The organism is Pseudomonas sp. HPB0071 (assembly GCF_000478505.2).
Taxonomy (GTDB): domain Bacteria; phylum Pseudomonadota; class Gammaproteobacteria; order Pseudomonadales; family Pseudomonadaceae; genus Chryseomonas; species Chryseomonas luteola.
The window spans coordinates 2,004,743-2,018,302 of sequence record NZ_KI517367.1 but is presented as its reverse complement, the minus strand read 5'-3'; the positions used below and the strand labels follow the sequence as shown (position 1 = coordinate 2,018,302).

The 13,560-nt window shown below is 61.2% G+C and carries 14 protein-coding genes; 9 read left to right on the top strand and 5 right to left on the bottom strand.

Features of this window, described 5'->3' with window-relative positions; all coding sequences use genetic code 11:
* Positions 1-56: 56 nt before the first annotated feature.
* The 3 genes from HMPREF1487_RS09505 to HMPREF1487_RS09495 form a co-directional block, all read right to left on the bottom strand.
* Complete coding sequence (locus HMPREF1487_RS09505) at positions 57-1,550, bottom strand: YdgA family protein (RefSeq protein WP_010796421.1); 1,494 nt, start codon at positions 1,548-1,550, stop codon at positions 57-59.
* A 149-nt stretch (positions 1,551-1,699) separates the two neighbouring features.
* Entirely contained in the window at positions 1,700-2,857 is a 1,158-nt protein-coding gene (locus tag HMPREF1487_RS09500) for a sensor histidine kinase (RefSeq protein ID WP_010796420.1), read from the bottom strand.
* Positions 2,842-3,567, bottom strand: coding sequence for a response regulator (locus HMPREF1487_RS09495; protein ID WP_010796419.1), 726 nt, complete (start codon positions 3,565-3,567; stop codon positions 2,842-2,844). The genes HMPREF1487_RS09500 and HMPREF1487_RS09495 overlap by 16 nt, the downstream gene beginning before the upstream one ends.
* A 280-nt stretch (positions 3,568-3,847) precedes the next feature.
* Here HMPREF1487_RS09495 and HMPREF1487_RS09490 point away from each other — a divergent pair, with 280 nt between their 5' ends.
* From HMPREF1487_RS09490 to HMPREF1487_RS09450, 9 genes are read left to right on the top strand one after another with little or no spacing between them, the layout of a single operon-like run.
* The gene (locus tag HMPREF1487_RS09490; RefSeq protein ID WP_010796418.1) at positions 3,848-5,248 is read left to right on the top strand and encodes an efflux transporter outer membrane subunit; all 1,401 of its coding nucleotides are present in this window, start codon (positions 3,848-3,850) and stop codon (positions 5,246-5,248) included.
* The gene (locus HMPREF1487_RS09485; protein ID WP_010796417.1) at positions 5,245-6,381 is read left to right on the top strand and encodes an ABC transporter permease; all 1,137 of its coding nucleotides are present in this window, start codon (positions 5,245-5,247) and stop codon (positions 6,379-6,381) included. Before HMPREF1487_RS09490 ends, HMPREF1487_RS09485 begins: the two co-directional genes overlap by 4 nt.
* Positions 6,382-6,385: 4 nt before the next feature.
* Positions 6,386-7,126, top strand: coding sequence for an ABC transporter ATP-binding protein (locus HMPREF1487_RS09480; RefSeq protein ID WP_010796416.1), 741 nt, complete (start codon positions 6,386-6,388; stop codon positions 7,124-7,126).
* On the top strand, positions 7,126-8,031 hold the full coding sequence (locus tag HMPREF1487_RS09475) for an efflux RND transporter periplasmic adaptor subunit (protein WP_010796415.1): 906 nt from the start codon (positions 7,126-7,128) through the stop codon (positions 8,029-8,031). The genes HMPREF1487_RS09480 and HMPREF1487_RS09475 overlap by 1 nt, the downstream gene beginning before the upstream one ends.
* Positions 8,024-8,773: an MtnX-like HAD-IB family phosphatase gene (locus tag HMPREF1487_RS09470; RefSeq protein ID WP_010796414.1), complete on the top strand. Its 750-nt coding sequence runs from the start codon at positions 8,024-8,026 to the stop codon at positions 8,771-8,773. The genes HMPREF1487_RS09475 and HMPREF1487_RS09470 overlap by 8 nt, the downstream gene beginning before the upstream one ends.
* Positions 8,770-9,618 (top strand): alpha/beta hydrolase, encoded by an 849-nt coding sequence (locus HMPREF1487_RS09465; RefSeq protein ID WP_010796413.1) that lies wholly within the window; start codon positions 8,770-8,772, stop codon positions 9,616-9,618. Before HMPREF1487_RS09470 ends, HMPREF1487_RS09465 begins: the two co-directional genes overlap by 4 nt.
* A complete protein-coding gene (locus tag HMPREF1487_RS09460; protein WP_010796412.1) occupies positions 9,615-9,989 on the top strand; it encodes an EamA family transporter in 375 nt (124 codons plus the stop codon). Before HMPREF1487_RS09465 ends, HMPREF1487_RS09460 begins: the two co-directional genes overlap by 4 nt.
* Positions 9,986-10,369, top strand: a complete 384-nt coding sequence (locus HMPREF1487_RS09455; protein WP_010796411.1) for a DMT family transporter — start codon at positions 9,986-9,988, stop codon at positions 10,367-10,369. The genes HMPREF1487_RS09460 and HMPREF1487_RS09455 overlap by 4 nt, the downstream gene beginning before the upstream one ends.
* Positions 10,350-11,600: a DegT/DnrJ/EryC1/StrS family aminotransferase gene (locus HMPREF1487_RS09450; protein ID WP_010796410.1), complete on the top strand. Its 1,251-nt coding sequence runs from the start codon at positions 10,350-10,352 to the stop codon at positions 11,598-11,600. Before HMPREF1487_RS09455 ends, HMPREF1487_RS09450 begins: the two co-directional genes overlap by 20 nt.
* Here the strand turns inward: HMPREF1487_RS09450 and HMPREF1487_RS09445 are convergent.
* Positions 11,573-12,472, bottom strand: a complete 900-nt coding sequence (locus HMPREF1487_RS09445) for an arginase family protein (protein WP_010796409.1) — start codon at positions 12,470-12,472, stop codon at positions 11,573-11,575. The genes HMPREF1487_RS09450 and HMPREF1487_RS09445 overlap by 28 nt on opposite strands.
* A complete protein-coding gene (locus HMPREF1487_RS09440) occupies positions 12,444-13,556 on the bottom strand; it encodes a GNAT family N-acetyltransferase (RefSeq protein WP_010796408.1) in 1,113 nt (370 codons plus the stop codon). The genes HMPREF1487_RS09445 and HMPREF1487_RS09440 overlap by 29 nt, the downstream gene beginning before the upstream one ends.
* Positions 13,557-13,560: the final 4 nt, after the last annotated feature.

Here is a 13,560-nt window from a genome sequence, read left to right as displayed (position 1 = left end):
ATTTGCCGAGACCGATGAAACGCGGCGGCATCAGCCAGCCACCGCGTGCACCAGAATCACTGTGCTTGGGGCGCCAGTGCTGACATGGTGATAGCCGCCAGCGCGGTGTTCTGCATTAGCATGGCGAACTGCTCCGGGGTCATTTTCTGGCCGTTGAAGTCGACCATCTGGTCGGCATAGTTGAGCGTAGCGACAATGTCATCGCCTTCCACCCGAGCCATCTGCGACGACGCCGCCATGTCGCCTATCGCCTCACCTGCCGCCTTGGCATCCTGGGCAGCGTCGGCAACATCCTGGGACGGGTCATTCTTGAGCGCAAGCAGGTCAGCGATCATCGGCTTGGAAAGGCGAAGCTGCATATCCAGCCGGCTGATCATCTGCTGGTACACCTCGGCGGGCGACAGATGATCATATTCCGCCGGACGCGTCAGATTGACCGCCATGTTGAAGCGGCTCTCGCCGTGGGCGGTCTTGAAGGACAACTCGTCCAGCGTGACCACGGGATTGGCCGCCAGCAACGTACTGCCAAAGGACTGCATACGGGCCCGCTCTTCCGGCAGCATTGCGGGCATCTGCTGGGTTTCCGGATCGATTTGGACACGCTCGGCATACTGCGAATAGGTGGTCGCCATGCCTTGCAAGGCTGCCGCATCGATATCCCTGAAACTCAGGGACATACGGCCACTTCCTACCTCCTTACCGTCAACCGTCATACCACCCAGTGTGTAGTGGATGGTATCGGCGAGCCTCAGGCCGTGCTCCTGCAGATTGTCCTGGGCGGTAATATCGCGCATGACCACCGGTGGAAGGGTGTCCCCCTGGATCTGCATCGACTGGAGGCCCAGGTCCGAGCGGCCCGTATACAGCCCGCTCTGTCCCAGGCTGCGATCGGCGGTAACACGCATGCCTTTCAACGTTGTGCTGACCATCGCTCCGTTTTTGGTCGGCGAGGTCAATACCAGGCTATCCGCCGACAGGTCGAGCTGATAGCGTTTCAGCTCAAGGTCAGTCTTGAACCCAAGCGTTGCCCCAGCGAAGGCTACGTGTCGCTCATCCTCATTAAGCTCGAAGGGCTGCAGTGTCAGCGTGCCATTCACCTGCTGGTCGTAACCAATTACCGCTGTGCCGTACGCGGGTACCGCATTGTTGGCAGCCGTGAACCAAGCCTGCAGGCTGGGGCTGGATTCCAGCGCAAAATGGCTGCTGGCCATGACCGGCGCCAGCTTGAAGGAGGCCAGACGGGACGCAGGGAAAGGGCCGTGCTCCAGGTGGTCGACCATGAGCACTTCAATCGGCGTGTCCAATCCCAAGCCGCTACCCGGCAGGACGATGCGGTAATGGGCGGTGCTCTTGAAGAGCCCCTTGTCCAGACTGACCAGCTCCATATGCGCCGATTGATCAGGTAGCGTCTTGGCCCATTGTGCATTGGTCTGGTCAATGGCCTGGTTGAGCGCACCTTCCAGTTGGGTACTTGTATACCAGGCACCGCCTACAGCGACCGCTCCAACGACCAGGGCAACACCGACAGCAATTCCAGCTGCTTTTTTCATGAGAGAACTCGTATAAGGGGTGAAAATCCATTTTCAGCCGGTCGAGCACCAGCGGCGCGGCCAGTCGAAAGGTCCGGCTTGCGGTTTCAGGCCTGCAAGCCGGCGCGATTATGCCAATCGCCTTGGGTATCGGCTATGTTGATACGTGATCAGACACGGCTCAACGGCAGATAGATACGAAACTGTGCGCCGCCACGCGCCGACTCACCGGCCTCAATGCGACCACCCTGCAGCACCGTGAGCGTCTTGACGATGGCAAGGCCCAGGCCGGTTCCGCCACTGGCCCGATTGCGCGAGGCATCCGCGCGTTGAAAGCGTTTGAACAGATTGGCCTTGATGACATCAGGCAGGCCGGGGCCGGCATCGCTCAGCACGATTACGGCCTGTTCGGCATGGGTACTCAGGCGAAGCTCCAGCCAGCCGCCTTCCCGTGCATAGCGCAGCGCATTTTCGATCAGGTTGTTAAGGATCTGTCGCAGCCGATCCTCGTCGGCCTTGACCGTGAGGTCCGGGGCCTCCACCGCCAGCTCGGCCTCAATCCCATAACTGTCCAGACGGCTGGCATATTTGCCCAGGGTGTCCCGCGCCACTTCAGCCAGATCCACCGTGACCATATGGAGCGACAAACGCCCGGCATCGGCTACCGACAGGGTATGCAGATCATCCACCAGCCGCCCCAGGTGTTCAGCCTGTTCGAGTAGCTTTTGAAATTCCAGCGGCTCAGCCGGAATAACGCCATCGCACAAGGCATGTAACCGAGCCTGCAGGATAGCGATAGGTGTGCGCAGCTCATGGGAGATAGCAGCCGCAGTGGCCTTGCGCTCATGCTCTAAAGATTCCAGGGAATCGGTCATGTGGTTGAAATCGCGTACTAGATCCGCCAGCTCGCCACGCTGGCTCTTGCTGTGCGCCCGCACGCTGAAATCGCCCAGGGCGATCCGGTTGGCCGCCTCGGCAATGGACCCCACCGGCAAGGTCACGAGTCGCGACGTCCAGAGCCCGGCGATCAGACCGAACGGCAGACAGAACACCAGCCCCAGGACAAGCGCCAGCTGCTCGCCGTCCCAGGGATCGCCCCGCCAGTACTGGCTGTAGATCTCAATCATCCGAGGACTGTTGTCCTGATCCTGCGCCTCGAGCTGATCCATCTCCTGCCGGACGTTGACGGGTAGGTTGTTGTAGAAGCGGTCGTACTCGTACTGTGTGTAGATGAAGATGGTGGCCCAGAGCAGGCCGATGGTCACAAAGACCGTGGCAACAATATTCAGCCCGAAGCGGACCCATATGCGGTCTAGGACTCGGGCCATAGTCGATACCCAATGCCGCGTACAGTTTCGATCAGATCATCACAACCGGCATCCTGAAGCTTGCGCCGCAGCTTGCTCAGGTGCGAGTCGATAACCCGGTCCAGCGCGTCGCTTTCCGGCAGGCAGGACTCGATCAGCTCGCTGCGCGAAAAGCAGCGGCGAGGCTGGTTGGCCAGCGTGCTCAACAGACGAAATTCGGTCAGGGTCAGTGGCAGGACCTGAGCTTCGCCGCCTTCGCTGTATGCCCGGGCCATGTAGGCCTGCTGGTCGATTTCCAGACGACCTACGCGCAGCGGGGCAGACGTATGTGTCTGCGTCTGGACAGCGCTGGTGCGGCGCAATACCGCCCGGACACGGGCCACAACCTCGGCCGGGTTATACGGCTTGACCACATAGTCGTCGGCCCCCAGGCGGAGGCTGAGCATTTTGTCGAGATCGTCGGCCAGGGCGCTGACCATGATGACCGGCGTCTCGCTTTCGTTGCGAATGGTCTTGAGGATATCCACACCATCCATGCCGGGCAGGCGGATATCGAGCAGCACGATATCCGGACGCAGGCGACGGAACAGCTGGAGGGCTTCGAGCCCGTCCGCCGTATGCACGGTACGCAAGCCGTCACGTTGCAGATAAGCCACCAGAATATCCGAGATGCTCGGCTCATCCTCCACGAACAGGACGAGAGGACCTGATGGCCGGGGGTCGTTACTCATACATAGCGCCTCTGAGTTCAATCCGAAGCAGTATACGGACCTGCTCACACCTCTACGAGGGTAGCCCGCGGACTACCAAACTAGCGCAAACCAAGCGTATCGACTTGGACTTCATGCCTGCGCGTTCATTCATCCGCACCGGACGTTCGCGTCTCCATCGTTCCTCCACAAAACCTGCAAAGCCACGCAAGTTTGACTTTGCACAATTCCCTCACGCCGTAGCCTCGGGCTACACAAACCTCTTTCGATTGGATACTCGCTGTCCAGGGTTCGCTGTCGTATGGTTCGCTTTCCGGTCAGTTTTTGCTCTACCTGCAGCCTGGCACTTACGGTGCTGGCGGGTTGCTCGCAGATCGATGCACCGGCGCTGCCCCAGACGCTGCCGGGCCAGTGGCAGCAACAGGTTGCCCAGCCTGCATCGGCAGCGCCGACCGTTGATCTGCACGGCTGGTGGAAGTCCTTCAACGACCCCGTACTGGATAAGCTGTTGGCACGTGCGGTATCCGATAACCTGACGCTGGCCCAAGCCTCGAGCCGTCTGAAGCAGGCCCGCGCGCTGACACGCCAGACTGACGCCGATTATCTGCCCCAACTGTCATTGGCAACCCGCAGCAGCGAGGAAGTCTCAGCCACGGATACCTTTTTCCAGATCAGCCTGGACGCGGTCTGGGACCTGGGATTGTTTGGCGCGCGTGAAGGTGCTGAAAAGCAGGCCGAAGCCAGGATAAAGCAGGCCAAAGCCGAGCAGCAGGCCGCCCAGGTCACTGTAGTTTCGGAAGTGGTGCGCCAGTACCTCGAACTGCGCGCCGCCCAGCAACAGATCCAGACGCTTGAAGCCCTGGCGGCGCTGGATCAGAAGGCCCTGGCCCTGCTGGATATCCGTATTCCCAGCCATCTGGCGTCGCCCGATCAGCGCCTGCAACTCCAGGCCCAACAGGCCGAGACCCTGGCACGCCTGGCGCAACCCCGCCAGGTCCAGGCACGAGCCCTGCAATCCCTGGCCGCCCTGCTGGGGCAGACCTCACCAGATGCCTCTTGGAATACGGTACAGCCGCTGCCGCGCATCAAGCAGGTCTCGGTGCAGCAGGTGCCCAGTGACCTCCTGCGCACCCGTCCCGATATCCAAAGGGCAGAAGCCGACGTCCTGCAGGCAGCCGGTGAGCTGGGTCTGGCCCATGCCAATCTCTATCCTCACGTCGCGCTGGGCACTTCCTATCTGTATGCCTACAACATGACAATGCACGAAAAGGTCCGCTCAAACAGCGTTCCCATGGTAGGTCCGATTATCGACCTGCCTATCTTCAATTGGGGCCAGCGCAAAGCCGCAGAGAAAGCCCAGAAGTACGCTATGAAGGCCGCCTTGCAGGGTTACCGCCAGGTCTTGCTCGACAGCGTTGCCCAGACCGAAGCAGCCCTGGCGGCCTTTGGCCAGGAGCAGGAGCGGGTCACGCACCTGCAGCAGGCAGAAGCGGCACTGGACGAACGGGCGCAACATGGCCTGACCTTGACTCAACTAGGTCTGACCAGCCAATGGGAGCAGCTAGACGCCCAGCGTGACCAGTTGCAGGCCTCGCTTCAACTTACCACGGCCCAGGCTCGTCGAAGCCTGGCATTCGTGGCGCTCTATAAGGCGCTGGGCGGCGCACCGCTTCCTGCCGGAGCCGGGGAGAAGCACACATGATTGCCCTGGCCCGCAAGACGCTGTTCCACGAATGGCGCCGCTTTCTACCAGCCATTCTGGCCATTGGCTTTTCCGGTGTGCTGCTGACGGTGCAGGCTGCACTGGTGCTGGGTATCTTTGGCAGCGCGGCGGTGTACGTCTCGTCCTCATCCGCCGATTTATGGGCGGGCTATCCAGGTACCCAGAGCGTCAACTTTGGTCGGACGATCAGTCCTGACGTGGAAATGCGCCTGCGCATGGACCCGGATGTTACCGATGTAGAACCCTATATCTGGGTGGAAGGCGACTGGCATGGCACCCATGAGAAAAGCGGTGGCGTCTCGGTCTTTGTATCGGGGATCAATCCGGGCCGCCAGGGCATGATGTTTTCCAGCCTGCTCTCCTCAGGACTGCGCCAGCGCCTGGAAGAGCCCAACGCCGTCATCGTCGACCGCTCGGAACTGAATCAGCTGGGCGTCAGCCTGGATCAATCCGCATGGATCAATGGCCATCGCGTTCATGTCGTCGCGGCCATTGCCGGTCTGCGCGGCCTGGGTGGCGTCAACGTGCTGGTCTCACTGGACACAGCCCGCCTGCTGCAGGGGGATGACAATCCTGGCAGCGGACCGACCTATTACGTTGCCAAGGTGCGCAAGCCCAGCCATGTCGAGGCGGCCCAGGCCCGCCTGGTCGCCAACCCATCTTTCGGTCCCTTCGAGGTCTGGACAGCCAAGCAGTTTGCCTGGCGCTCCCAGCTCTACTGGATGTTCGATACCGGCGCGGGGGTAGCCGTACTGTTCATGGCAGGCATTGTCTGCCTGGTCGGCGGGGTGATCACCAGCCAGTCGTTGATGGCCATGGTAGCCGCCTCTGCCCGCGAATATGCCGTGCTTAACGCCTTGGGCGCCAGCTTCCGATCACTGTGTCAGGTGGTGCTTGAACAGTCCTGCTGGGTTGGCGGGCTCGGCTTGCTTGTTACCGGGCTTACCAGCACGGTCCTGCTAAGCGTCGCCGCCCGCCATGACGTCCCCGTGGCCATGAACACCCCGATCGCGTTGATTTGCGCCGCCCTGGTCCTGGGCCTTGCGCTCGTGTCCGGGCTCATTGCCATGCGCGGCCTGCTGCGCGCTGACCCTGCACTGCTGTTGAGGTAATGACATGACTCCTGTGAAGCGTCCCGCTCCCAGCCTGGAAGCCGATGAGGTCAGCAAATCCTTCCTCATGGGCATGGTTCGCCTGCACGTATTGCAACGGCTGTCCGTCTCCATCTATCCGGGTGAGCTGACCCTGATTTCAGGGCCTTCGGGCTGTGGCAAGAGCACCTTGCTGTCGCTGCTCAGTGGGTTGCAGGCGCCGGACGAAGGTGAGACCCGCGCTCTGGGCCAGAAGCTAGGTGGACTGGCCAAGCGTGCCCTTGAGCGCTTCCGCCTCAAGCACACCGGCTTTGTCTTTCAGGGCTTCAATCTGTTTCCGGCGCTGACCGCTACCGAGCAGGTGGCATTGCCGCTGGGCTATCTGGGCTTTTCCAACCAGGACGCCCTGGAGCGCGCCCGGCAGGTGCTCAAGGAAGTGGGGCTGGCTCACCGGCTCGACCTGCGCCCGGCTTCGCTGTCTGGCGGCGAGCGGCAGCGTGTGGCACTTGCCCGCGCCTTGGCCAAGCGCCCCCAACTGCTGTTTGCCGATGAGCCTACCAGTGCCCTGGATGCCGAAAACGGACAAAACGTCGCCCGGATGCTGCAACGCATCGCCCATGAGCAAGGTTCGACCGTGCTGTGCGTCAGCCACGATCCGCGCCTGATCCGTCATGCCGACCGGGTACTGGAGATGGAGGACGGACAGATTCAACGTGACTGGCGACCCTCCGAACAGGGCAGCCACGCCCGCAGGGAGTTTGCCTGATGAACATGCGTATTACCCACAGTCTGCTGGCCGCCTTGATGATCGCATCGGTCGTAGGCTGCTCGGACAAGAAACCTCCGCGACCGGCAAAGCCAGCTGCAACCGAAGCCGCAAAATATGTAGCCATGGCGAGGGGCAAGGTAGAGGTGCAGGGTGGACTGCTGGAGCTTAAATCCCTGCAGACCGGCCGACTTGTACGCCTTACCGTGGCCGAAGGCGACACGGTCCAGCGCGGCGCCGAACTGGCAGCACTGGACGACCGGAGCGCCCGTACCGAACTCAAGGCCTATGAAGCAGAGCTGGCGCAGGCGCAGGCCCGGCAGAAAGCGGCGGAGCAGCGTCTGCCGCCAGCGCGCCAGCGTGCGCAGCAATTGCAGAAGGCCGCCCGTCAGGGTGCAGTGGACCCTCAACAGGCAACCGAGGCCCGGCAACAGGTTCAGCAGCTGGAGTCGGCACAGGCCGTTGCCAAGGCAGGGGTCGAGATTGCCCGCCAGCATGTCGCGCTGGCCAAGGATCAACTGGCCGAGCGCGTATTGCACGCACCGCAGGCCGGGACGGTAGTGCGCGTCAACGCCACCCAGGGTTCGCTCGTTTCGCCAGAGGATGCCAGGCCGCTGCTGGTGATCCTGCCGGAGCGCCCGCTGCAAATCCGCGCCGAACTCAATGAAAGCTTTGTGCATCGTGTGAAGCCGGGCATGACAGCAGATGTTGTGCTGGAAGCCGAGCCCGGCCAGCCGCCCCTGAAGGCGCACGTCACACGCCTGGGCGATCTCTTTGGCAGCAGCCACCTGGACGACGACAGCCAGGGACATCCCAACGTGCGAGTGGTCGACTGCCTGCTCGCGTTCGATCAGCCGCCGACGCTTCGTATCGGCCAGAATGTACGGGTGAATTTCCATGAATAATCTTTCACACTCCGTGCTCGACGAATCGCTCAGGCCCTATACGCCTGTCGTTCGCGAGGTTTTGCCGAACCCTTCGCAGCCCTGGATGATCCAGTGCGATTTCGACGGCACCATCAGCCAGGTCGATGTGATCGACTCCCTGCTCGAACGTTTTGGCCGCCCCGGCTGGCAAGAGCTGGAAGACGATTGGGAGGCCGGTCGGATCGGCTCACGGGACTGCATGCAGGGCCAGGTGGCACTGCTGGACATGTCACAGGAGGAGTTCCACGCGCATCTCGACGGCATCGCCATCGATCCGGGCTTTCGTGCTTTTGTCGAGGCCGCTGGCGAGCGGGGGCTGCTGATTCAAGTCATCAGTGACGGGCTAGACTATGCGATCCGCTATATCCTGCGTCGCCACGGCCTGGGCGGGCTGCCCGTGCAGGCCAACTACCTGACCCAGACCGGCGAGCGAAGCTGGGAACTTGCCTCTCCCTTTGCCAGCCCGCACTGCCTTCGCGACAGCGGCACCTGCAAGTGCGAGCGGCTTGCCCTTCAGCACCAGCGCCAGCAGCGAGTCCTGTTCATTGGCGACAGCACTTCGGACTTCTGCGTCTCGGGCCGGGCTGACTTTGTGCTGGCCAAGTACAAGCTGATCGATCATTGCCGCCAGCGCGGCTATCCCTTCGCACCGATTTCCACTTTCAACGACGCCCTGTCCTGGCTGGACGAGCTCGTTCCTCAAGAGCAACCCTCTCGATGACTGAACATGAATTTCTTCTGGAAGGCGGCCGCACCGGCGTCCTTCTGATCCACGGTCTGACCGGAACTCCCAACGAGATGCGCCTGTTCGGCCGTGGGCTGAACAAGGCTGGCTTCACGGTCTATGGTGTTCAACTGGCCGGCCACTGCGGCACAGCCGATGATCTGGTCGACACGCGCTGGCAGGACTGGTATGCCAGTGTTTGTGCTGCAGCGGACAAGCTGCGCGAGCAGGTCGATCATGTCTTCGTGGCGGGTCTGTCCATGGGCGCGCTACTGGCACTCAAGCTGGCAGCCGATCAGCCGGACCGGATTGCCGGCGTAGCCGCGCTGGCGACCATGTTCCGCCACGACGGCTGGAGCATGCCGTTCTACACCCGTTTCTGCTTCATCCTTCCGATCTGCAAGGCGCTGGGCATTGGTCGCAAGACCATGTTCATCGAGCAGCCGCCCTATGGCATCAAGGATGAAATGCTGCGCACCTACATCGTCGACCAGATGAATTCTGGCGACAGCGCCGCAGCAGGCTTGCCGGGCAATCCCTGGTGGGCCGTGGCAGAGATGTATGCCCTGGCTACCCAGGTACGCAAACAGCTCGGCGACATCACCTCACCCTGTCTCGTGATGCACGCGACCCAGGACGACATTGCCAGCCTCGACTATAACGCGCGACTGGTAGAGCGCTCGGTCAAGGGACCGGTGACAACGGTCTGGCTGGAAGACAGCTATCACATGATCACAGTGGACCGTGAGCGGCGCAAGGTGGCCTCCGAAACGGTTGCGTTCATCAAGAGCGTGCTGGGTGAGCAGGCAGTATCGCCTGTGGCGGACAGGGTCACGGCATGACGGCCGAAACCTTTCCGGGGCTCGTCATCGTGCTGTGGATCGCCAATGTGGTGGTCGACAGTGTCGGCCAGCTGGCGTTCAAGGCTGCAGCGACCGAGTCGGCGGACAAGGACGGACTTGCGCACTGGATAGAGATGAGCCGTCGCCCGTGGCTGTGGCTGGGAATCGGCTGCTACGTGATGGAGTTTGTCGTGTGGCTGGCGTTTCTGTCGTTGGTGCCGCTGTCCCAGGGTGTACTGCTGGGCTCGATCAATATTGTGGCCATCATGCTGGCGGGGCGTTTTTTCTTCGCTGAAAAGCTCACGCCATTGCGGGTGCTGGGTATCAGCCTCATTTCCATTGGCGTTGCCGTAGTGGGGATACAGGCATGAAGCGTTTCTACCTGATTGGTTTTCTGCTGCTCATGGCGTTCGATACGCTGGCGCAGCTGAGCTTCAAATACGCCGCCATGCAGGCCGAACCCCTGTCGATGACCACCGAGTGGCTGTGGCGGGTATTCGGCCATCCATGGATCTACGGTGCGTTCGTAGGCTACATCGGCGCCTTTTTCTGCTGGATGACCCTGCTCAAGCACGTGCCGGTCGGCCCGGCCTTTGCGGCCTCGCACCTGGAGATCGTCTCCGTGATGCTGCTGTCCGTGTGGCTGTTCAACGAGCATCTGGGCTGGCCGCAACTGCTGGCTGCCGGTTTGATCATCCTGGGCATCGTTTGCCTGGCCCTGAGTGAACACCGTGAAGCCGCTTCCTCGTAAAGCCTACTTCGACGCACCGCCCACAGCGGGCCTGCCCTTGCGGTTGCGCGACCTGCTGCCCGGCGGCGAGCGTAACCTGAGCACCGCCCTGGCGCGTTTTCTAGGCGTGGAGCATGTTCAGCTGGAAAGCTCTGGCACCGCGGCAATGGTCATTGCGCTTACAGCGCTGAAAAGGCTGTCACCTGCGCGTACGACCGTTATCGTTCCGGCCTATACCTGCCCGCTGGTGGCGCTGGCAGTTGTCCAATGCGGGCTTGAGTTGCAACTCTGCGACCTCAAGCCGGACAGCCTCGACCTTGATCCATTAATGCTCGAGACTTTGTGCAACGAGCAGACCCTGGCCGTCGTCCCAACCCACCTGTGCGGCCGGATCAGCGATATCGACCCAGCGCTTGAATGCGCCCGGGCGGTAGGCGCCTGGGTGATCGAGGATGCCGCCCAGGGCTTGGGCAGCCGTGTCGGTGGTCATAGCATCGGCACACGCAGCGACATTGCCTTTTTCAGCCTGGCAGTGGGCAAGGGGCTTACGATTTTTGAAGGCGGCGCCCTTATCGCCCGCGAGGAGACGATTCGTCAGGCCTTGCGTCATGCCAGTCAGGCGCTGGCGCATCCAAAACCCTGGCTGGAATTCAAGCGCAGTGTTGAGCTACTGGGCTATGCCGCCCTCTATCGGCCTGCGGGTCTGCGGCTCGCTTACGGCCTGCCACTGCGGCGTGCGCTGAAGAAAGGGGATTGGGTGGCCGCTGCCGATGAATATTTTTCCCTGCCCATTACGTTGCATCAGGTTGGGTCTTGGCGGCAGGCCGTTGGCGTTCGCGCCCTGAAGCGCCTGCCCGACTTCCTCGCACAACAGCGCATGCAGGCCGAACTCAGGCTCAAGCGCCTGCGCACCCTTTCTGGGCTGGTTCCCCTTGTAGGTCATGAGGGCGAGGGGAGCTGGCCCGTTTTATTAGTGCTCATGCCCAGCCGCGAGGCCCGTGACTCGGTACTGGAAGCACTCTGGGGAAATGGCTATGGTCTGAGCATTCCCTTCGTGCATGCCTTGCCGGATTACCACTATCTGAACACGACGCTTACCTACAAGCCGCCCGTCGAATGCCAGGAAGCCCGCCGGCTGGCGGATCGAATCCTGGCCATCAGCAATAGCCCCTGGTTGAGCGAGGCTGATTTCGATGTGGTCTATGGGGGGATTGAAGAGGCTTGTCACGCCGAGCGCATGACACGCTCATAGCCCTGCGCCGTGTTCAGCCGGCTAACCAGACGCTGATTGAGCACATGCTGCTCCACCTGCCAGGATTGTAAGGTCAAATCAGGTATTTCCAGCGTCTGGCCATCGCCGGCGCTTAGCCAACGCTTCCAGGCACTGGGGTGCCGATAGACTGAGACATCACCGGTGATATCACTGCCCAAGAGCTGCCCTTTCAAGGCCTCAATCGCCTGCATGACATGATGCTCAAGCATGACACCCTGATCCCAGTTGGTGCGGACGACCGAAGGACTGAAAACATCCTTGTCGATGGATAGGTACGTGGGGTGCTGCTCACGGATCAGGAGCTCACTCAGGGTATCAGCCAGGGTGTCGGCATCGGCAAAGTTGCGAAAGGCCGACTGCACACCCAGCCAACGCGCCCACCCCGTGTCTACGCCCAGGCTCCAGTAGCTCAGCTTACCGCTGCGCAGTGGCGTCAGGTAATTCTCCCAAGCATGTCCACGGCCGATGTCTGGCGAGGTGATACCCACCACATGAACGTGGCTGACCTGCGGCAACAGGGCGACACGACGCACCCAGGAACCGCAATGGATACCAAACAGATAACGCATGTTGTCCGGGTGATTATCGAACACTACGACCCGAACGCCCCGTGTACGGGATGTCTGCCGGGCAATGAGCGGCCAACTCAAATGATGAAAATCACCACTACCCATCAGTACAGGGCCGTGGTTGACGGGTAGGCGGGCCACCACATCACGGCCGAAGGCATCGAGAGTCGAGACGCGGCAGCCAAACCGCACCCGTGCCTGCCAGTCACGCAGGTCCAGGCGCAGGGCGTTGTCTACTGCACCGATAGAGCCATCAAGATCCAGAACGATAGGCTGGTTCACGGCTGTCACTCCATTGGCGGTCACTTTCAAAGTACCGGGAAAAGCGTCGCGCCAGGCCACGCAACAGGGTGTTGCGCACATAGACGGCGTGACAGGTGAAAGTAAAGGAAGCACCCAGGTAGGATTTGATTTCCGGGTCTGTCCAGCCGGCTACGTAATGGGTCAGGCCGTGGCTGAGGGCATAGTCCAGATTGATGAGCCAACTGATGAAGTACAGGTTGAACGACCGGGCTTCGGGATATTGCAGCCCGATGTACTTGTCGATCAGCTTGCCGTCATGCACGAAGCACACGTTATAGCCGATCAGACGATCTTCATGGCGATACTCGAATACCATTCCACCGCTGCCTGCATCTCGCAGCATCTGCTCGAAAAACCCTCGAGACAGACGATCGAAGTGAATCTCGCTCTGGTCGTACACATTCAGGTATAGCCGGTAATACTCGTCGATCAGCTCGTCACACAGGAACTGCGCATCGCCTGTCGACACCTCACAAATCGTCAACGCCTCGCGCTTGCGCCATTTACGGCGAATATCCTTGCGGCGGCTCGACGAAAGACGGCCCAGGTATTCCTCCACGGAGGCGAAATCGATGGGTACATAGGCCAGTGCCTGACCTTCCACCAGAACGAAACCCTCTGCCTTGCAGGCCTCAAGCAGCCGCTCCGCATACCGGTTGGCCGAGTCGTCCAGCAGGGGGGAGTGTTGGGGAATATCCTTGATGATCATCATCGGATAGCACCACCCCAGCGCCTTACGCAGACGCTTGACCAGCGAGCGAGCCGACCAGGCTGCCGGGAAGAGGGCATATTCGGAAACCGTCGTGCCGATGAAGGCTGTACGGATACGCAGCCATTTGGACCAATGGCGATAAAGGGGGAGTGATTCAATCCTGCGCTTGAGCGATCCGTCTACTGTAGTCAGCAGATCGAACTCCGCCTCGAAGCCCGGTGTTGCCTGGGGCAGGCGCAGCACCTGAAACCCGTCGGGCGGATGGGCGCTGAACTGATTGATCAGCGCCCCAGGCTCGAGCTGATTGCCGTACAGCGGTCCGGCAGAGCCGGACCTTTGTTCGAGCCCCACCGCG

What these genes read in the sequence shown, in the direction of transcription:
- HMPREF1487_RS09505 (WP_010796421.1), bottom strand. Translation starts at nt 1,550, where the DNA reads ATGAAAAAAGCAGCTGGAATTGCTGTCGGTGTTGCCCTGGTCGTTGGA.
- HMPREF1487_RS09500 (WP_010796420.1), bottom strand. Translation starts at nt 2,857, where the DNA reads ATGGCCCGAGTCCTAGACCGCATATGGGTCCGCTTCGGGCTGAATATT.
- HMPREF1487_RS09495 (WP_010796419.1), bottom strand. Translation starts at nt 3,567, where the DNA reads ATGAGTAACGACCCCCGGCCATCAGGTCCTCTCGTCCTGTTCGTGGAG.
- HMPREF1487_RS09490 (WP_010796418.1), top strand. Translation starts at nt 3,848, where the DNA reads ATGGTTCGCTTTCCGGTCAGTTTTTGCTCTACCTGCAGCCTGGCACTT.
- HMPREF1487_RS09485 (WP_010796417.1), top strand. Translation starts at nt 5,245, where the DNA reads ATGATTGCCCTGGCCCGCAAGACGCTGTTCCACGAATGGCGCCGCTTT.
- HMPREF1487_RS09480 (WP_010796416.1), top strand. Translation starts at nt 6,386, where the DNA reads ATGACTCCTGTGAAGCGTCCCGCTCCCAGCCTGGAAGCCGATGAGGTC.
- HMPREF1487_RS09475 (WP_010796415.1), top strand. Translation starts at nt 7,126, where the DNA reads ATGAACATGCGTATTACCCACAGTCTGCTGGCCGCCTTGATGATCGCA.
- HMPREF1487_RS09470 (WP_010796414.1), top strand. Translation starts at nt 8,024, where the DNA reads ATGAATAATCTTTCACACTCCGTGCTCGACGAATCGCTCAGGCCCTAT.
- HMPREF1487_RS09465 (WP_010796413.1), top strand. Translation starts at nt 8,770, where the DNA reads ATGACTGAACATGAATTTCTTCTGGAAGGCGGCCGCACCGGCGTCCTT.
- HMPREF1487_RS09460 (WP_010796412.1), top strand. Translation starts at nt 9,615, where the DNA reads ATGACGGCCGAAACCTTTCCGGGGCTCGTCATCGTGCTGTGGATCGCC.
- HMPREF1487_RS09455 (WP_010796411.1), top strand. Translation starts at nt 9,986, where the DNA reads ATGAAGCGTTTCTACCTGATTGGTTTTCTGCTGCTCATGGCGTTCGAT.